17 protein-coding genes are annotated in these 17,678 nt (G+C 60.7%); 9 read left to right on the forward strand and 8 right to left on the reverse strand.

From position 1 onward, the window contains the following. Nucleotides 1–37: 37 nt before the first annotated feature. Together thiS and NQL71_RS01095 are read right to left on the reverse strand one after the other, a co-directional pair. Nucleotides 38–238, reverse strand: coding sequence for a sulfur carrier protein ThiS (gene thiS, locus NQL71_RS01090; protein ID WP_007953386.1), 201 nt, complete (start codon nt 236–238; stop codon nt 38–40). 71 nt (nt 239–309) lie between these two features. Continuing rightward, entirely contained in the window at nt 310–690 is a 381-nt protein-coding gene (locus NQL71_RS01095) for a DUF423 domain-containing protein (protein ID WP_077184703.1), read from the reverse strand. A gap of 74 nt (nt 691–764) precedes the next feature. Between NQL71_RS01095 and mtgA the strand changes: the two genes are divergently transcribed. Beyond that, nucleotides 765–1,487 (forward strand): monofunctional biosynthetic peptidoglycan transglycosylase, encoded by a 723-nt coding sequence (gene mtgA / locus NQL71_RS01100; RefSeq protein WP_077184705.1) that lies wholly within the window; start codon nt 765–767, stop codon nt 1,485–1,487. Nucleotides 1,488–1,664: 177 nt separating this feature from the next. On the opposite strand, the gene rpoH is transcribed toward mtgA, so the two are convergent. The 4 genes from rpoH to ftsY all read right to left on the reverse strand — a co-directional run bounded on the left by rpoH (nt 1,665) and on the right by ftsY (nt 5,841). After that, complete coding sequence (rpoH, locus tag NQL71_RS01110; protein ID WP_008065085.1) at nt 1,665–2,519, reverse strand: RNA polymerase sigma factor RpoH; 855 nt, start codon at nt 2,517–2,519, stop codon at nt 1,665–1,667. A 114-nt stretch (nt 2,520–2,633) separates the two neighbouring features. Next, the gene (gene ftsX / locus NQL71_RS01115) at nt 2,634–3,656 is read right to left on the reverse strand and encodes a permease-like cell division protein FtsX (protein WP_077184707.1); all 1,023 of its coding nucleotides are present in this window, start codon (nt 3,654–3,656) and stop codon (nt 2,634–2,636) included. Then, the gene (ftsE, locus tag NQL71_RS01120; protein WP_008065082.1) at nt 3,653–4,324 is read right to left on the reverse strand and encodes a cell division ATP-binding protein FtsE; all 672 of its coding nucleotides are present in this window, start codon (nt 4,322–4,324) and stop codon (nt 3,653–3,655) included. The genes ftsX and ftsE overlap by 4 nt, the downstream gene beginning before the upstream one ends. Then, nucleotides 4,321–5,841: a signal recognition particle-docking protein FtsY gene (ftsY, locus tag NQL71_RS01125; RefSeq protein ID WP_274642171.1), complete on the reverse strand. Its 1,521-nt coding sequence runs from the start codon at nt 5,839–5,841 to the stop codon at nt 4,321–4,323. The genes ftsE and ftsY overlap by 4 nt, the downstream gene beginning before the upstream one ends. A 343-nt stretch (nt 5,842–6,184) precedes the next feature. Here ftsY and NQL71_RS01130 point away from each other — a divergent pair, with 343 nt between their 5' ends. The 7 genes from NQL71_RS01130 (at nt 6,185) to NQL71_RS01160 (ending at nt 14,476) form a co-directional block, all read left to right on the forward strand. Then, a complete protein-coding gene (locus tag NQL71_RS01130; RefSeq protein ID WP_046818350.1) occupies nt 6,185–7,540 on the forward strand; it encodes a M16 family metallopeptidase in 1,356 nt (451 codons plus the stop codon). Beyond that, entirely contained in the window at nt 7,533–9,023 is a 1,491-nt protein-coding gene (locus NQL71_RS01135) for a M16 family metallopeptidase (RefSeq protein WP_046818351.1), read from the forward strand. The genes NQL71_RS01130 and NQL71_RS01135 overlap by 8 nt, the downstream gene beginning before the upstream one ends. Next, nucleotides 9,023–9,622: a 16S rRNA (guanine(966)-N(2))-methyltransferase RsmD gene (rsmD, locus tag NQL71_RS01140; RefSeq protein WP_046818352.1), complete on the forward strand. Its 600-nt coding sequence runs from the start codon at nt 9,023–9,025 to the stop codon at nt 9,620–9,622. Before NQL71_RS01135 ends, rsmD begins: the two co-directional genes overlap by 1 nt. Before the next feature lie 126 nt (nt 9,623–9,748). Then, entirely contained in the window at nt 9,749–11,095 is a 1,347-nt protein-coding gene (locus tag NQL71_RS01145) for a M16 family metallopeptidase (RefSeq protein WP_046818353.1), read from the forward strand. Continuing rightward, nucleotides 11,088–12,548 (forward strand): M16 family metallopeptidase, encoded by a 1,461-nt coding sequence (locus tag NQL71_RS01150; protein WP_166618605.1) that lies wholly within the window; start codon nt 11,088–11,090, stop codon nt 12,546–12,548. Before NQL71_RS01145 ends, NQL71_RS01150 begins: the two co-directional genes overlap by 8 nt. A gap of 98 nt (nt 12,549–12,646) precedes the next feature. Next, nucleotides 12,647–13,642, forward strand: a complete 996-nt coding sequence (locus NQL71_RS01155) for a hydrolase (protein ID WP_046818723.1) — start codon at nt 12,647–12,649, stop codon at nt 13,640–13,642. Between the two features lie 3 nt (nt 13,643–13,645). Then, complete coding sequence (locus tag NQL71_RS01160) at nt 13,646–14,476, forward strand: AraC family transcriptional regulator (protein ID WP_046818355.1); 831 nt, start codon at nt 13,646–13,648, stop codon at nt 14,474–14,476. A gap of 32 nt (nt 14,477–14,508) precedes the next feature. Here the strand turns inward: NQL71_RS01160 and NQL71_RS01165 are convergent, their stop codons facing one another. Beyond that, on the reverse strand, nt 14,509–15,363 hold the full coding sequence (locus tag NQL71_RS01165; RefSeq protein ID WP_046818356.1) for a sulfurtransferase: 855 nt from the start codon (nt 15,361–15,363) through the stop codon (nt 14,509–14,511). A gap of 48 nt (nt 15,364–15,411) precedes the next feature. After that, entirely contained in the window at nt 15,412–16,080 is a 669-nt protein-coding gene (locus NQL71_RS01170) for a TetR/AcrR family transcriptional regulator (protein WP_046818357.1), read from the reverse strand. 146 nt (nt 16,081–16,226) lie between these two features. Between NQL71_RS01170 and NQL71_RS01175 the strand changes: the two genes are divergently transcribed. After that, entirely contained in the window at nt 16,227–17,657 is a 1,431-nt protein-coding gene (locus NQL71_RS01175; RefSeq protein WP_274642172.1) for a coniferyl aldehyde dehydrogenase, read from the forward strand. Nucleotides 17,658–17,678: the final 21 nt, after the last annotated feature.

Here is a 17,678-nt window from a genome sequence, read left to right on the forward strand (position 1 = left end):
GGTCTTGCAGAATTCTGTCGGCCTTTGGGCCACGTGGCTAGCCGCCGCCGATGGCGTGCACCACTTCGACGTTGTCGCCGTCGTTCAACGTGGTGTCTGCGTGCTGACTGCGCGGGACGATATCCAGGTTGAGTTCGACCGCTACCCGGCGCCCGGTCAAGTCCAGACGGGTCAGCAGGGCCGCAACGGTTTCACCGTCGGGCAGTTCAAAGGATTCGCCGTTCAACTGAATGCGCATGCCGAATGCCGCCATCATTTTAAAGGGCTGGCATTCTAGCCCGATCGTGACCTAAAGGTCAGCAACAAGCGTCAAGCGGTCAGCGGCAAGCGCCAGGCGGCAAGGCCCAGGCAGAGCCAGCCCGCCAGGAACGCCAGGCCACCGAACGGAGTGACGATGCCGAGCTTGCTGACACCCGTCAGCGTCAGCACGTACAGGCTGCCAGAGAACAGAAGAATGCCAATGGCAAAGCAAGCGCCGGCCCAAGCGACCAAGCGACCGGGAATCTGCGTAGCCAGCAACGCCACGCCCAGCAAGGCCAGGGTGTGCACCAGCTGATAGGTGACGCCGGTATGGAAAATCGCCAGGTATTCGGCACTCAGGCGGTTTTTCAGGCCGTGGGCGGCGAACGCCCCGAGACCGACTCCAGTGAAGCCGAAAAAAGCGGCCAGCATCAAAAAGCCACGCAGCATGAAGAACTCCAGTCAGTCTCGATCAACAGGGTCTGTATAATGGCCCGCTCAACGGGTTCGGCCAAGCCATCTCTATGCTGCGTATCTATTTCCGTCGTTTCACCAAGGCCGTGCTCTGGTTCATGAGCGCTAGCGTCGTGCTGGTGCTGATATTCCGCGTGGTGCCGCCGCCCGGGACAACGCTGATGGTCGAGCGCAAAGTCGAATCCTGGTTCGATGGTGAGCCCATCGATCTGCAACGCACCTGGAAACCCTGGGATGAAATTTCCGACGACCTGAAAGTCGCGGTGATTGCCGGTGAAGACCAGAAATTTCCCGAGCATTGGGGCTTTGACTTCGGTGCGATCCAGAAAGCACTGGCCCACAACGAGCTCGGCGGCACCATCCGCGGTGCCAGCACCCTGAGCCAACAAGTGTCGAAGAACCTGTTCCTGTGGTCCGGCCGCAGCTGGTTGCGCAAAGGCCTGGAAGCCTGGTTTACCGGGTTGATAGAAGTATTCTGGCCCAAGCAGCGGATTCTTGAGGTGTACCTCAACAGCGTTGAGTGGGATGACGGGGTGTTTGGGGCGGAGGCGGCTGCACGGCATCACTTCGGGACCAGCGCAAAAAATCTCAGCCGCCAGCAATCGAGCCTGCTGGCCGCTGTACTACCGAATCCGCGGGTGTGGAGCGCGAGCCACCCGACCAATTACGTGGCGCGGCGCGCTGGCTGGATTCGGCAGCAGATGAGTCAACTGGGTGGGGACAGCTATCTGGTTGGCCTCAACGATTCGCGCCGGGCGCCATGGTCCCAATAACACCGAAAATCCCCTGTGGGAGCGGGCTTGCTCGCGAAGGCGTCGTGTCAGACCACTTCAATACTGAACGACACAGCGCTTTCGCGAGCAAGCCCGCTCCCACATTGGTTTTGTGTTGAGCCCAAACAAAAATGCCCCGATCAGTGATCGGGGCATTTTTTATTGCCTTGGTGCAGCTTACGCCGCGATCGACAGTTTGAGCTTGTTCATCGCGCTCTTCTCGAGCTGACGAATACGCTCGGCCGACACGTTGTACTTCTGCGCCAGGTCGTGCAGCGTGGACTTTTCTTCCGCCAGCCAGCGCTGGTAGAGGATGTCGCGGCTACGGTCGTCCAGCACTTCCAGCGCTTCGTGCAGGTTGTGGTTGGAGTTGTCACTCCAGTCGGCATCTTCCAGTTGACGGGCCGGGTCGTACCGATGGTCTTCCAGATAGTTGGCCGGTGACTGGAAGGCGCTGTCGTCGTCGGCTTCAGCCGCCGGATCGAAGGCCATGTCGTGACCGGTCAGGCGACTTTCCATCTCGCGCACTTCCCGCGGCTCGACGCCGAGGCTTTCCGCCACACGGTGGACTTCCTCGTTGTTCAGCCAGGCCAGGCGTTTTTTCTGGCTGCGCAGGTTGAAGAACAGCTTGCGCTGGGCCTTGGTGGTCGCGACCTTCACGATGCGCCAGTTACGCAGGATGAATTCGTGGATTTCCGCCTTGATCCAGTGCACGGCAAAGGACACCAGGCGCACGCCCATTTCCGGGTTGAAGCGCTTCACGGCCTTCATCAGGCCGACGTTGCCTTCCTGGATCAGGTCAGCCTGGGCCAGGCCGTAGCCGGAATAGCTACGGGCGATATGTACGACAAAACGCAGGTGGGCGAGCACCATCTGCCGAGCCGCCTCAAGATCCTGCTCATAATAGAGACTCTCGGCCAGTTCACGCTCCTGCTCCGGCGTCAGCAATGGAATGCTGTTGACGGTGTGCACATAGGCCTCCAGGTTCGCACCCGGGACCAGAGCATATGCAGGCTGCAAAGAATTGGTCATACGAAAAAACCTCCCACTTACATACTCGTGCCATTGGCACTGCGAAAATTGACCGGAAACCGAAAGACAAGTTCCCCTAAAAACTGCAAGGTCAATCACGCGCAAAAAAAGATTCTACTTCGGCGCCAGCTCCCTGAGATGACGTGCGACTGCAATCCATGCACCGATATAACCCAACAGCACCGCGCCAAGCAAGAGAGACAGACCGTCGGCAACCGGTACGCCGGCCAGTGCGAAATCACTGCCATACAAACCGGCCAGGCCGACTACCGCATCGTTCAGCCAGTTCAGGCCGAACGCCAACACGCCCCAGGAAAGAATCCCCGCACCGAAACCATACAGTGCCCCCATGTAGAGAAAGGGTCTGCGCACATAGCTGTCGGTGCCGCCTACGAGTTTAATCACTTCTATCTCTGTGCGGCGGTTTTCAATATGAAGACGAATGGTATTGCCTATCACCAAAAGTAATGCAGAAACCAGGAGCACGGTGAGACCGAAGACAAATCGGTCGCCCAGCTTGAGGATGGCTGCCAGACGCTCGACCCAGACTAGATCAAGCTGTGCCTGTTGTACCCTGGGCAATTCGGAAAGTTTTTGTCTTAATGCTTCAAGCGCTGGCTTGTCGACCTCGGTCGGCGTCACCAGGACCACGCCAGGCAACGGGTTCTCCGGCAGTTCCTTGAGCGCTTCGCCCAGGCCCGACTGCTGTTGGAACTCTTCCAGCGCTTGGTCACGGCCGACGTACTCGGCATCGGCCACCCCAGGCATACCCTTGATCTGTTCGCGCAGTGCCTCGCCCTCAGTCGGACTGGCTTCGAGTTGCAGGTACAGGGAAATTTGCGCCGCGCGCTGCCAGGAACCGCCCAGCCGCTCGACGTTACTTAGCAAAAGTGACAGGCCCATGGGCAAACTCAGGGCAACCGCCATCACCATGCAGGTGAAAAAGCTGCCGATGGGCTGTTTGCCCAGGCGACGCAAACTGTCCAGCAGGCTGGCACGATGACTTTCGATCCAGGCGCGCAACAGCGTGCCAAAGTCCGGGCCGTCATCATCGTCGTGTTTTTTCTTCTGCGGTTGCGGGTCGGCGGCCTTGGGGGCTACGCGCTCGGAAACCTTTGGACTGCGAGTGGCACTCATTCGCCGGCCTCCCCATCGCCGATCAATCGGCCGCGTTGCAACGTGAGCATTCGGTGGCGCATGCGCGCGATCAGTGCCAGGTCGTGACTGGCGATCAGCACACTGGTGCCCAGGCGATTGATGTCTTCGAACACACCCATGATTTCCGCCGCCAGGCGTGGGTCGAGGTTACCGGTCGGTTCGTCCGCCAGCAGCAGGGCCGGGCGGTGCACGATGGCGCGGGCAATGCCGACGCGCTGTTGTTGACCGGTGGACAGGTCGCCGGGATACAGATCGGTCTTGTCCGACAGTGCTACGCGCTCCAGTGCCGAGTCCACGCGCTTGGCGATTTCGGCCTTGGACAAACCGAGGATCTGCAACGGCAGCGCGACGTTGTTGAACACCGTGCGATCGAACAGCAATTGGTGGTTCTGGAACACCACTCCGATCTGCCGCCGCAAGAAGGGAATCTGTGCGTTGCTGATGGTGCTCAGGTCTTGCCCGGCCAGCAGCAGCTTACCGCTGGTCGGACGTTCCATGGCCAGCAGCAGCCGCAACAAGGTGCTCTTGCCGGCGCCGGAATGGCCAGTGACAAACAAAAACTCGCCCCGACGGACTCGAAAGCTCAGCTCATGCAAGCCGACGTGACCGTTCGGGTAGCGTTTACCGACCTGCTCGAAACGAATCATGAACGCTCCCGCTCGGCAAACAGCGCCTGGACAAAGGGCTCAGCTTCAAAAGTGCGCAAATCGTCGATGCCTTCACCGACGCCGATATAGCGGATCGGCAGGCCAAACTGCTTGGCCAGGGCAAAAATCACCCCGCCCTTGGCGGTCCCGTCGAGCTTGGTCAGCGCCAGGCCGGTCAGTTCGACGGTCTGGTTGAATTGCTTGGCCTGGTTGATGGCGTTCTGGCCGGTGCCGGCATCGAGTACCAGCAACACCTCGTGCGGTGCCTCGGCATCGAGCTTGCTGATCACCCGGCGAACCTTTTTCAGTTCTTCCATCAGGTTGTCTTTGGTATGTAGGCGACCCGCGGTATCGGCAATCAGCACATCGATGCCACGGGCCTTGGCGGCCTGCACGGCGTCGAAGATCACCGAAGCCGAATCGGCGCCCGTGTGCTGGGCGATAACCGGAATTTTGTTGCGCTCGCCCCAGACCTGCAATTGCTCGACCGCAGCGGCGCGGAAGGTGTCGCCGGCGGCGAGCATGACTTTCTTGCCCTCCAGCTGCAGCTTTTTCGCCAGCTTGCCAATCGTGGTGGTTTTACCCGCACCGTTGACACCCACCACCAGGATCACGAACGGTTTGTTCTGCGAGGTGATTTTCAGCGGCTGTTCGACGGGCTTGAGCATGGCTGCCAGCTCGGCCTGCAAGGATTTGTACAAGGCGTCTGCATCGGCCAGTTCCTTGCGCGCGACCTTCTGGGTCAGGCGCTGGATGATCACCGAAGTGGCCTCCACACCGACGTCGGCGGTCAGCAGGCGGGTTTCGAGGTCATCGAGCAGCTCGTCATCAATGGCCTTGCGGCCCAGGAACAGGCTGGCCATGCCTTCGCCGATGCTGGCGCTGGTCTTGGACAGGCCTTGCTTGAGGCGGGCGAAGAAACCGGCCTTGGTTTCTTCGGTGCGTACCGGCTCGACGGGCACTTCCACTGGCAGTTCGAGGGGTGCGGCGGCGACAGGCGTAATAACAGGTGCAGGTGCAGGTGCAGGCTCTGGCGCCTGGACAACCGGCGCAACCGGTGGAACAAATGCAGCGGCTTCAGGTATTGGCGCAGCCTCAACAACGGGCGCAACCACCGGCGCGATCACTGGCGCCTGAACTGGCGCCTGTACCGGCTCCGGCGTCCACGCAGCCGGCGCAGGAATCGGCGGCGTCACGTGTGGCGCCAGCTCATCTTCGACCAACGCCACCGGCTCTTCCGCCACCGGCAAGGTCAACCAAGGCTCGGCGACCGGCGTCAGCGGCTGTTCGGCAACGATTTCAGGTGCAGTCTCGGCAACCGGTTGCAGCACCGGCTCGGTGATGGGCAACACAACCGGCGCAGGTTCGGCACCCAGTACCGGCGAGGCCGTTGGCTCTGGAAGTGGTTGTGGCTGTTCGACGACGGGTTCCTGCGGCTTTTTGCGCAGCCATCCGAACAGGCTTTTCTTTTCGCCAGCCGCAGCTGGGGTCTTCTTGTCGTCGTTGGAACCAAACATGGAGGACGGCTATCTCACGGTAGCGGCGCGCCAACAGGCGCCCCGGCAAATGAATATTCGATGCAGAACAGACTGCGATTGACCCAGCTTGTTCACGCGCAACATTTTGTCGAGGTGCGAACGGCACCTTACAAAAACGATTTCACTAAGGACTGATGCGGAAAAATCGGCGAAAAAGCAGAGTCTAGTTGATAAACCACAGCCTTTTGCCGCAAACCCAAACAACCTGATCAAACGCAAAGGCCTGATAGGCGTGGCCGCCAGTAAAACGGATCAGTATCCTAGCACCCTCTCGCCCGCTGACGCTAAGACCACGCGGGCAGCCCCAAAGGTTTAAAAACGAATGAATGCTCTAGCCCGCCGCGCTGCAGGCCTGCTGCTCAGCACAGTTTGCCTGCCCCTTTCGGCCCTCGCGGCCGACCCGCAACCGACTCACGAATTCACCCTCGACAACGGCTTGAAGGTCGTCGTGCGCGAAGACCATCGCGCGCCGGTGGTGGTTTCCCAGGTCTGGTACAAGGTCGGCTCCAGCTATGAGACGCCAGGCCAGACCGGCCTGTCCCATGCCTTGGAACACATGATGTTCAAGGGCAGCGAGAAAGTCGGCCCCGGCGAAGCGTCGTTGATCCTGCGCGACCTCGGTGCCGAAGAGAACGCCTTCACCAGCGACGACTTCACTGCTTATTACCAGGTCTTGGCCCGCGACCGCCTGGGCGTGGCCTTCGAACTGGAAGCCGACCGCATGGCCAGCCTGCGCCTGCCGCCTGACGAGTTCGCCCGCGAAATCGAAGTCATTAAGGAAGAACGGCGCCTGCGCACCGACGACAAACCCATGTCCAAGGCCTACGAGCGATTCAAGGCCATGGCTTACCCGGCCAGCGGCTATCACACGCCGACCATTGGCTGGATGGCCGACCTGGACCGGATGAAAGTCGAAGAGCTGCGTCACTGGTACCAGTCCTGGTATGTGCCGAACAACGCCACGCTGGTGGTGGTCGGCGACGTGACGCCGGACGAGGTCAAGACCCTGGCCCAGCGCTACTTCGGCCCGATCGCCAAACGTGAAGTACCGGCGGCGAAGGTTCCGCTGGAGCTGGCCGAGCCCGGCGAACGCCAGATCACCCTGCACGTGAAGACCCAATTGCCCAGCCTGATGCTCGCCTTCAACGTGCCGAGCATCGCTACCGCCGAGGACAAACGCCTGGTCAACGCCTTGCGACTGATCTCGGCCCTGCTCGATGGCGGTTACAGTGGACGTATCCCGACGCAATTGGAGCGCGGCGAAGAACTGCTGTCCGGCGGTTCGTCGAGCTATGACGCCTATACCCGCGGCGACAGCCTGTTCACCCTGTCGGCAACCCCCAACAGCCAGAAAAACAAGACCATCGCCCAGGCCGAAGCCGGCTTGTGGAAACTGCTCGAACAGCTGAAGACCACCGCGCCGACCAGCGAAGAGCTGGAACGCGTACGGGCACAGGTCATCGCCGGACTGGTCTACGAGCGCGATTCGATCACCAGTCAGGCCACGGCCATCGGCCAACTGGAAACCGTCGGCCTGTCGTGGAAGCTGATGGACAGCGAGCTCGCCGACCTGGAAAGCGTGACACCGCAAGATGTCCAGAACGCCGCCAAGCTGTATTTCACCCGCGAACGTCTCAGCGTCGCCCATGTACTGCCGGAGGAGACGACTCATGAGTGAGCGTAAAAAACCGCGCCTGGCCCTGTTCGGCCTGATCGCCGTCGCACTGGTCGGGTCTGCCGCATTCTATTTTTCCAAGACTGACCAGACCAACGCCAGCGAAGCGCTGGACAAGGCCAAGGCCAGCCAGAAGCTGCAATCACTGACCGAGCTCAACGGCAAGGCGCCGAGCCACCGCAAGCTCGACGTGCAGACCTGGAACACCGCCGAAGGCGCCAAGGTGCTGTTCGTCGAAGCCCGTGAGCTGCCGATGTTCGACATGCGCCTGATCTTTGCCGCTGGCAGCAGCCAGGACGGCGACGCGCCAGGCCTGGCGCTGCTGACCAACGCCATGCTCAACGAAGGCGTGGCCGGCAAGGATGTCAGCGTTATCGCCCAGGGCTTTGAAGGGCTGGGGGCCGATTTCGGCAACGGCGCCTTCAAGGACATGGCGATTGCCTCCCTGCGCAGCCTCAGCGCCGCGGACAAGCGTGAACCGGCATTGAAGCTGTTCGCCGAAGTCGTCGGCAAACCGTCCTTCCCCGCCGACTCGTTCACCCGCATCAAGAACCAGATGCTCGCCGGCTTCGAATACCAGAAACAGAACCCCGGCAAACTCGCCAGCCTTGAGTTGATGAACCGTTTGTACGGCGATCACCCCTACGCGCACGCCAGCGATGGCACGGCGCAAACCGTTCCGGCCGTCACCCTCGCGCAACTGCGTGCGTTCCACCAGAAAGCCTATGCAGCAGGCAACGTGGTGATCGCACTGGTGGGCGACCTGTCCCGCGCCGAAGCCGAAGCCATTGCCGCGCAAGTCAGCGCCGCCTTGCCCAAAGGCCCGGCCCTGCCGAAGATTGAGCAACCCGCCGAACCGAAGGCCAGCATCGGCCACATCGAGTTCCCTTCCAAGCAGACCAACCTGATGCTCGCGCAACTGGGCATCGACCGTGACGATCCGGATTACGCGGCACTGTCCATGGGCAACCAGATCCTCGGCGGTGGCGGCTTCGGTACCCGACTGATGAGTGAAGTGCGCGAGAAACGTGGCCTGGCATATGGTGTGTACTCGGGTTTCAGCCCGATGCAGGCACGCGGTCCGTTCATGATCAACCTGCAGACCCGCGCCGAAATGAGCGAAGGCACCCTGAAACTGGTGCAGGATGTGCTTGCCGACTACCTCAAGACCGGCCCGACCGAAAAAGAACTCGACGACGCCAAGCGCGAACTCGCCGGCAGCTTCCCGCTGTCCACCGCCAGCAACGCCGATATCGTCGGCCAGCTGGGTGCGATCGGTTTCTACAACTTGCCGCTCAGTCACCTGGAAGACTTCATGCAACAGTCGCAGAACCTGACCGTCGAGCAGGTCAAGGCGGCCATGAACAAACACCTGAGCACAAACAAACTGGTCATCGTCAGCGCTGGCCCGACCGTGCCGCAAAAGCCGTTGCCGGCCCCTACTGATAAACCTGCCGAGCAACCGCTCGGGGTTCCGGAGCATTAATGGCTACTCGTCCGAAAAAACCTGTCCACAACGTGCATAACGGCGTGAACCAGCTGCGCATCATTGGCGGCGAATGGCGCAGTCGCAAGCTGAGCTTCCCTGACGCTCCGGGCCTGCGCCCGACGCCGGACCGGGTGCGGGAAACCCTGTTCAACTGGCTCGCCCCCTACGTCCCGGGCGCCAAGGTGCTCGATCCGTTCACCGGCAGCGGCGCGCTGTTTCTCGAAGCCCTGTCCCGTGGCGCCGCCATGGGCCAGGCACTGGACGCCAGCAGCCTTGCGGTGTCCAGCCTCAAGGAGCATCTGGGTACGCTGCGTTGCACCACCGGCCAGGTCCAGACCGCCGACGCCCTGCGTTATCTGGAGACCCAGCCAGCGGTGGCCTACGACCTGGTGTTCCTCGACCCGCCGTTCAACCAGAACCTGCTGCCCGCCGTTTGCTCCTTGCTCGAAGAGCGCCAGTGGCTGGCCGAAGACGCCTGGGTGTACACCGAAAGCGAAAGCGCGCCGTCGACCCTCGGCCTGCCGGAGAACTGGCGCCTGCACCGGGAGCAGAAGTCCGGGCGTGTCTACTACTCGTTGTGGCAACGCAGCGCCTGAGGTGCTGGCTGGATGACTATCCCGCAATCGCCTCGCGGACGCCCTACATAGTTACCGCCAGACGCTCGTCCAGATAATCCACAGTGGTTTGCGCAAATACCTGCAAACCACTGAGGATGTACACGGATGAACATCTCCCGCAGCACATGTCTGTTGCTCTTTATCGGATGGCTGCCGCTCTTGGCTGTCGCCACATCACCCCCTTCGACGCAAGCTTTCACCCTGGACAACGGGCTTAAGGTTGTCGTGCGCGAAGATCATCGTTCAGCAGCCGTAACCGCCCAACTCTGGGTGAAAGTCGGCTCAAGCTACGAACCGCCGGGTCAGTCCGGCCTGTCCCATGCCCTCGAGCACATGGTCTACAAAGGCAGCAGCAAGGCCTGCGCCGGAGAGTTTTCCGCAATACTGGAGAAACTCGGCGCCAGCGAAAACGCCTTCACCGGCAAGGACTACACCGTCTATCACCAGACACTTGCCCCCGGCCGGCTGGGCGTCGCGTTCGAAATCATGGCCGACCTGATGAGTACGGCCAAGTTGCGTGAGCAAGACTTCTCCACGGAGCTGAAGGTCATTGCGCAGGAGCGTCGCGATAGTATCGACGATCATGTATCGGCACTGAGCATCGAGCGGCTGGAAAGCCTCGCCTACCTGAGCAGTGCCTATCGCACGCCGGTCATAGGCTGGATGCACGACCTGCAACGGATCAATGCCCTTCAACTGCAGCAGTGGTATCAGGCCTGGTATGCGCCGAACAATGCGACGCTGGTGGTCGTTGGCAATGTAACGCCTGACAGCGTTCAAGCGCTGGCGCAGCGCTACTTCGGTCACCTGGACCGACGCGCGACCCCAACTGCCCACGCGCCCGTCGAATTACCCTCACCCGGCGAAAGGTCATTGATCCTGCACGCCCCGATATCAGCTCCGCGACTCATCATGAGTTTCAACACCCCCAGCCTGGCCACTGCGCAAGAGCGCCGGACCGCTCATACGCTGCGCCTGCTCGAAATCCTGTTGGCAGGCTCCAACAGCGCACGACTCAAACAGCAACTGCAGTTTGGTGACGAGATATTTTCCGAAGTCCAGTCAGAGTACAACGCCTTCACTCGCGGCGATTCGTTGCTGACCATCACCGCTCAACTCAACCTCGACAAGGTCACAAGCACCGACCAGGCACTTGCGCGCCTGTGGCGAGCGATTGATGAATTGAAAAACAAGGCACCGGAAAAGGCAGAACTGGATCGGGCCAAAACCATCCTGATCGCCAACACGGTTTATGCGCAGGACGATCTGGAAGGACAGGCCAACACACTGGGCCTGCTGGAAAGCATTGGCCTCGACTGGCAGTTGGCGGATCAGGACACGGATGAGCTGAACAAAATTACTCCCCTGGATATTCAAAACGTTGCCGTGACTTACCTGACACGCGAACGCATGAGCATCGCCCAGATCTTGCCGGAGAAAAACAATGGATAAGTTCAGAACCGGCATGAAGGGAGCGTGGCTGGCACTGGCCGGCGTGGTGTTGAGTGGACAAGCCTTTACCGCATCCGCCGCCACGATGGCTGCGTCACAAACAGCCGCGCTGCAATCGCTGAATGAACCCCAGGTCGAGTCAGCTCATCGGTCACTGCCCATCAAGGGATACAAAACCCTTTCCGGAACCAAGATCCTGTTCATTCGCACCCCGGGCCTGCCCATGTTCGACGTCCATGTCAGCTTTGCCGCTGGCAGCGCCCACACAAGCCATCAACCCGGACTGGCAGCGCTAACCTTCAGCCTCTTGAATGAAGGGGTGGACGGCAAGGACCTCAACGCCATTCTGGAGAGCTTCGACCAACTGGGAGCGAGACTGGGCATGGGGATCACTCAGGATCAAGCCCGCTTTTCGTTGCGCAGCCTGAGCGATGAAGCCCGGCGAGCTCCAGCGCTGGAGCTGTTTGCCCAGATGCTTGGCAAACCTTCATTGCCGGAACAGTCGCTACCCGTGGCGAAATCCCAACTCCTGCACTTTCTCGACAATGAGGAACAGTCCCACGGCTACCAGGCCGATCAAGCCCTTTACAGACTACTGTCCCCCGGACATGGCTATGAACAGTCCGTTTATGGAACCAGGGTCGGGCTTGCCGCCATCACCCGCGATCAGGTGCAGGATTTCCATCGCAAGGCGTATGCGGCAGGCAACGCGATGATAACGCTGGTCGGCGACCTTACGGAGGACGAAGCCCAGCGCATTGGCGTACAGATTTCCAATGCATTGCCTCTGGGGCCAGCCGTCGCCACGATCAAATCCCCGGACAACCCCGCCTCTCCAGGTTTTCTGCAACTGCAAAGACCGTCGACCCAGGCTTACGTGCGCCTCGCCCAGCCCGGCGTCCTGCGCAACAGTCCGGACTTTGTGGCATTGCAGATGGCGAACCAGATTTTCACCACCCGGCTGATGCATGAACTTCGGGCACGTCGAGGGCTCACCTATGACGTTCGAGCCGGGCTCTCTGTCCGTCAAGCGCAAGGAATCCTGGCAGTCGAACTGCAGACTCGACCGGAGCTTGCCGATGGAGTACTGGCAAAAATCAAGGAGATGTACCGCGACTTCCTCACCCATGGCCCCACACAGAAAGAGCTCGATGACACCAAAGCGCGACTGGCCGGCAGCGCACCATTGAACAGCACCACCAATGCACAGATCGTGAGTCAGCTGCGCGACATCGGTGTCTACGACTTGCCATTGGAACTCGACTATTCCACTCAGACAGCTTTGGAATTGAACCTCGAATCGGTCAAGAACGCACTCAACCGACACCTCGACACCGAGCGATGGAGCGCTGTTATCCTGGGGCCCAAGACCGACCAGCAACCGTTGCCTGCGCCCCTTGAAAGCGAGGCCAATGCCATATGTCGCGCAACCGACGAGATTGTGGCAAGTTAGATTTCCCATGACGACGCGGTCGCGGCGCAGGCCGGCCGCGTCATTGTGCGGCTTCAAGAAGACCTTTACCGAGAACCGATGTGCAACCGCGCCACACGATCACTGAACTGCCCGCCTTCAGACCGGCCTTCGGCCTCGGCAACCCGCACTTGCAGACCTTGTGGGGACCGCTGTGGCGTAAAACCACCCACCTCGAACGTGAGCGTGAACGCCTGTGGCTCGAGGATGGCGACTTCCTCGACCTCGACTGGCATGGCCCGCACAGCGCCGATGCGCCGTTGGTTTTGGTGTTGCACGGACTGACCGGCTCGTCGAATTCACCTTACGTTGCCGGCATACAAAAAGCGCTGGGTGACCAGGGTTGGGCCAGTGTCGCGCTGAACTGGCGCGGCTGCTCTGGCGAACCCAATCTATTGCCGCGCAGCTACCACTCTGGCGCCAGCGAAGACCTGGCCGAAACCATCCGGCATCTGCGGGCAAAGCGCCCTCTCGCACCGTTGTATGCCGTCGGTTATTCCCTGGGCGGCAATGTGCTGCTCAAGCATCTGGGTGAAACCGGCAGTGCCAGCGGCGTGCTCGGTGCGGTGGCGGTGTCGGTGCCGTTTCGCCTGGACCAGTGTGCCGACCGCATCGGACAGGGTTTCTCCAAGGTCTACCAGGCGCATTTCATGCGCGAGATGCTGGCGTACATCAAGAATAAGCAACGGCAATTTCAGCACGACGGGCGCGAGGACGGTCTCGCGGCGCTCGCCGCGCTGGGTTCCCTGGAAAACATGCGCACGTTCTGGGATTTCGATGGCCGGGTGACGGCTCCGCTCAACGGGTTCACCGATGCCCATGACTATTATCGCCGCGCCTCTAGCCGCTATTTCCTCGGCGAGATCTGTACGCCAACCCTGATCATTCAGGCCGCCGATGACCCCTTCGTCTTCCCCCACAGCCTGCCGCATGCCGACGAGTTGTCGGCCTGTACGCAATTCGAATTGCAGGCCCGGGGCGGGCATGTCGGATTCGTCGATGGATCGTTCCGCCAACCGGGCTATTACCTGGAACGGCGTATCCCGCAGTGGCTGGCCAGTATGGGGCGCGAGTAGGCCATGGGCATTGCACAGGGCGAGTCCATCCACTTCTGGCAAACGGCGCCGTTGGCCGGGATCGAGCTGTTGTCGGCGCGCTACATCGAGCAGCGTTTCGCCCCCCATGTGCATGACGGCTACGTGATCGGCATGATCATGGCCGGCGCCCAGCGTTATCGTTATCGCGGCGCCGAACACCTGGCAGGCAGCGGCACACTGGTGCTGATCAACCCCGATGAACTGCACACCGGCCACAAGGGCACGGAGGACGGCTGGTTGTACCGGGCGTTTTATCCCGACAGCGGGCAGATGCTGTCGCTGCTGGCCGAACTCGAATTGCCCACCCACCACTTGCCGGCGTTCGGCGCCACGTTGTATCGCGACCCGGATCTGGTCAGCGGCTTCTGCCAATTGCATCGTTTGCTGGAAAGTCCAGCCACGGCATTGCAACAACAGACTGCCTGGCGAGAACTGATGCTCTCACTGCTGCAGCGCCATGCGGCGGTTCCTGCCGCCGGAAAACCGGGCAAGGAACACCGAGCGGTGACATTGGCCAAGGACCTGCTGCACGCGCAATTGGCGGCGCCCCCCTCGCTGGAAGAACTTGCAGCGGCGGTGAACCTGTCGCCTTTTCACTTCGCCCGGGTGTTCCGCCGCGCCACCGGGATGCCGCCACACACCTGGCTGATGCAACAGCGCATCGCCCGGGCGCGGGTGTTGTTGCAGGGGGGTTGTTTGCCGCTGGAGGTCGCGACGCAGTTGGGGTTTGCCGACCAGAGTCATCTGAGTCGGCAATTCAAGCAGGTGTATGGGGTCGGGCCCGGGGCGTATCGCAATGCCCGATTGTTTTAAATCTCAAAAACAGCCAGTTGCCCCTGTGGGGTTTATTCGCCGGTGGCAACGCCCCGCGCAGGATCATTGATCCACTCGCTCCACGACCCCGCATACAGCGCCCCCAACGGATAACCCGCAAGGCACAACGCGAACAGGTTATGGCACGCCGTCACGCCGGAACCGCAGTACGCCACCAATTCGGTAGGTGAGCGATCGCCCAGTTTCTCGGCAAAACGCTGCTTGAGCTGATCGGCTGGCAGGAACCGCCCGTCGCTGCCCAGGTTGTCGGTGAAGGCGGCACATTGCGCACCGGGGATATGCCCGGCAATCGGGTCTATCGGTTCGACTTCGCCCTTGAATCGCGCTAAGGCACGTGCATCGAGCAGGGTCAGCGATGGTTGTCCGAGACGTTTCTGCAACTGTTCTGCGCTGAGCAACAACGAAACATCAGGCGTACCAGTAAATGTGCCACGGCCGATCGCCGGAGGATCAAGACTCAGGGGCAGCCCTGCCGCGTGCCAGGCCTTGAGCCCGCCATCGAGGATGAACACCCCGTCACGCTTGCCCAGCCAGGCCAGCAGCCACCAGGCCCGCGCCGCAAAGGCACCCGGACCGTCATCGTACAAAACCACTTCGCTGTCGGCATTGATGCCCCAGGCTTGCAGGCGCTCGATCAGGTCCGCCGGCTCGGGCAATGGATGACGCCCGGTTACGCCCTTGACCACTTTTCCACTCAGATCACGCTCAAGATCGGCAAATGCCGACCCGCCAATGTGCCCTTGTGCATAGCTGCGCTGGCCATAATCCGGGTCTTCGAGGGCAAAACGACAATCAAGAATCACCAACCCCGGCTGATCCTTTTTCAGGTCCAGTGCTTGTGGGCTGATCAGTTGCGCAATGGGCATAACGGGCTCCTGTGATGGGCGATTTTCGATCCTGCAGCAGGCTTTATCTCATACGTCTTCCAGCGCCTGGGCCAGCGGCACGTAAAACTCTTCAAACAATGCAGCGACCGCATCACGAGATTGATCCGTGACGAAACCCGCCTCCAGCACCAGCACCTGGTAGACGCCGCGCTTGATGGCCTGCTCGCTGAGGTGGCTGGAGTTTTCCCGCGTGGTGCACAAAAAACGTACCCAGGAGGTGAGGATGATCCAGGCATTGATCGTCAGGGACTCGATCTGCACCCGATCCATCTTCAGGATGCCAGCAGCGACAAAACCTTCGTAGATGGCAGCGCCCTGAATCACGCAACGCTGGGAAAAGCGCCGGTAGCGAGCCGCCAGCTCCGGGTCACTGTCGAGCAAGTGCTCCAGATCCCGGTGCAGGAACCGGTAGCGCCACATGGCTGACAACAGCTCCTTGAGGTAGAAACGCTTGTCCTCCACCGTGGCTTCGCGCCCCTGTGGCGGACGCAGGAAACTGTCCACCAGGCTCTCATACTCACTGAACAGCACGGCGATGATCGCCTGCTTGTTAGGGAAGTGGTAGTACAGGTTGCCCGGAGAGATCTCCATATGGGCGGCGATGTGGTTGGTGCTGATGCTGCGCTCGCCCTGCTGGTTGAACAGCTCCAGGCTGTTCTGCACGATGCGCTCGCTGGTTTTGATCCTTGGGGCCATGGCTTGAGCTTAAATTCAGAGTGCGTTGAGAGGCATCTTACGACCTACCGCCAGCGGATAAAACAAAGCGATGCCGAGGATGGCATTTGACTTTTTAGAGTATAGACTCTAAAAATGACCGCATTACAATAAATCCGGAGCCCACCATGACTGCTGACATTTCCTACCTGCAAAACATTCAGCAGCCTTTGGAAGAGCTCCAGGCCCTGTTCGACGTCCAGCGCGCGGCCTATGCCGCCAACCCGATGCCACCCGAAGCCCAGCGCCAGCAATGGCTCAAGTCATTGCGGGATTTGCTGAACAACGAACGTCAGGCCCTGATCGATGCGATCAGCCAGGACTTCAGCCACCGCAGTGCCGATGAAACCCTGCTCGCCGAACTGATGCCCAGCCTGCACGGCATTCACTACGCCAGTCGCCACCTCAAGAACTGGATGCGCGCGTCGCGACGCAAGGTCGGTGTTGCCTTCCAGCCGGCCTCGGCGAAAGTGGTCTACCAACCATTGGGCGTGGTCGGGGTGATCGTGCCGTGGAACTATCCTTTGTACCTGGCCATCGGGCCTTTGGTCGGCGCGTTGTCGGCGGGTAACCGGGTGATGCTCAAGCTCAGTGAATCGACCCCAGCCACCGGTTTGTTGCTCAAGGCATTGTTCGCACGGATCTTCCCCGAAGACCTGGTCTGCGTGGTGCTGGGCGAAGCCGATATCGGCGTGGCGTTTTCGCGCCTGCCCTTCGACCACCTGCTGTTCACTGGCGCGACCAGCATCGGCAAACACGTGATGCGCGCCGCGGCGGAAAACCTGACGCCAGTCACGCTGGAACTGGGCGGCAAGTCCCCGGCCATTGTTTCCAAGGACGTACCGCTCAAGGATGCCGCCGAACGCATCGCTTTCGGCAAGACCCTTAATGCCGGCCAGACCTGCGTGGCCCCGGATTACGTGCTGGTGCCCGAAGAGCGCGTCGACGCTTTTGTGGAAGCCTATCGGCAGGCAGTTCGCGGTTTTTATCCGACCCTCGCCGACAACCCGGACTACACCGCGATCATCAATGACCGACAACTGGCGCGACTGAACGGCTACATCAGCGACGCTACCAGCAAGGGTGCACAGATGATTCCCCTGTTCGATCAGGGCCAGGGCCGCCGCATGGGCCATAGCCTGCTGCTCAACGTCAGCGACGACATGACGGTGATGCAGGACGAAATCTTCGGCCCGTTGCTGCCGATCGTGCCGTACAAGCATCTGGACCAGGCGTTTGCCTACATCAACCAACGCCCTCGCCCACTGGCTCTGTACTACTTCGGCTACGACAAGCGCGAACAGAAGCGCGTGCTCAACGAGACCCATTCCGGCGGTGTCTGCCTCAACGACACCCTGTTGCACGTTGCTCAGGATGACATGCCGTTCGGCGGCATCGGCGCTTCAGGTATGGGCCACTACCACGGCCACGAAGGCTTCCTGACTTTCAGCAAGGCCAAGGGGGTGCTGATCAAGCAGCGATTCAACGCGGCGAAGCTGATCTACCCGCCCTACGGCAAATCCATTCAGAAACTGATCCAGAAGCTGTTTATCCGCTAACGATGATCACCCTCGGGTAAT

This window comes from Pseudomonas serbica (assembly GCF_028823535.1).
GTDB classification, from domain to species: domain Bacteria; phylum Pseudomonadota; class Gammaproteobacteria; order Pseudomonadales; family Pseudomonadaceae; genus Aquipseudomonas; species Aquipseudomonas serbica.

Bases quoted from the DNA above. Each gene is read 5' to 3' on its own strand.
- thiS (WP_007953386.1), bottom strand. From the start codon at position 238: ATGCGCATTCAGTTGAACGGCGAATCCTTTGAACTGCCCGACGGTGAA.
- NQL71_RS01095 (WP_077184703.1), bottom strand. From the start codon at position 690: ATGCTGCGTGGCTTTTTGATGCTGGCCGCTTTTTTCGGCTTCACTGGA.
- mtgA (WP_077184705.1), top strand. From the start codon at position 765: ATGCTGCGTATCTATTTCCGTCGTTTCACCAAGGCCGTGCTCTGGTTC.
- rpoH (WP_008065085.1), bottom strand. From the start codon at position 2,519: ATGACCAATTCTTTGCAGCCTGCATATGCTCTGGTCCCGGGTGCGAAC.
- ftsX (WP_077184707.1), bottom strand. From the start codon at position 3,656: ATGAGTGCCACTCGCAGTCCAAAGGTTTCCGAGCGCGTAGCCCCCAAG.
- ftsE (WP_008065082.1), bottom strand. From the start codon at position 4,324: ATGATTCGTTTCGAGCAGGTCGGTAAACGCTACCCGAACGGTCACGTC.
- ftsY (WP_274642171.1), bottom strand. From the start codon at position 5,841: ATGTTTGGTTCCAACGACGACAAGAAGACCCCAGCTGCGGCTGGCGAA.
- NQL71_RS01130 (WP_046818350.1), top strand. From the start codon at position 6,185: ATGAATGCTCTAGCCCGCCGCGCTGCAGGCCTGCTGCTCAGCACAGTT.
- NQL71_RS01135 (WP_046818351.1), top strand. From the start codon at position 7,533: ATGAGTGAGCGTAAAAAACCGCGCCTGGCCCTGTTCGGCCTGATCGCC.
- rsmD (WP_046818352.1), top strand. From the start codon at position 9,023: ATGGCTACTCGTCCGAAAAAACCTGTCCACAACGTGCATAACGGCGTG.
- NQL71_RS01145 (WP_046818353.1), top strand. From the start codon at position 9,749: ATGAACATCTCCCGCAGCACATGTCTGTTGCTCTTTATCGGATGGCTG.
- NQL71_RS01150 (WP_166618605.1), top strand. From the start codon at position 11,088: ATGGATAAGTTCAGAACCGGCATGAAGGGAGCGTGGCTGGCACTGGCC.
- NQL71_RS01160 (WP_046818355.1), top strand. From the start codon at position 13,646: ATGGGCATTGCACAGGGCGAGTCCATCCACTTCTGGCAAACGGCGCCG.
- NQL71_RS01165 (WP_046818356.1), bottom strand. From the start codon at position 15,363: ATGCCCATTGCGCAACTGATCAGCCCACAAGCACTGGACCTGAAAAAG.
- NQL71_RS01170 (WP_046818357.1), bottom strand. From the start codon at position 16,080: ATGGCCCCAAGGATCAAAACCAGCGAGCGCATCGTGCAGAACAGCCTG.
- NQL71_RS01175 (WP_274642172.1), top strand. From the start codon at position 16,227: ATGACTGCTGACATTTCCTACCTGCAAAACATTCAGCAGCCTTTGGAA.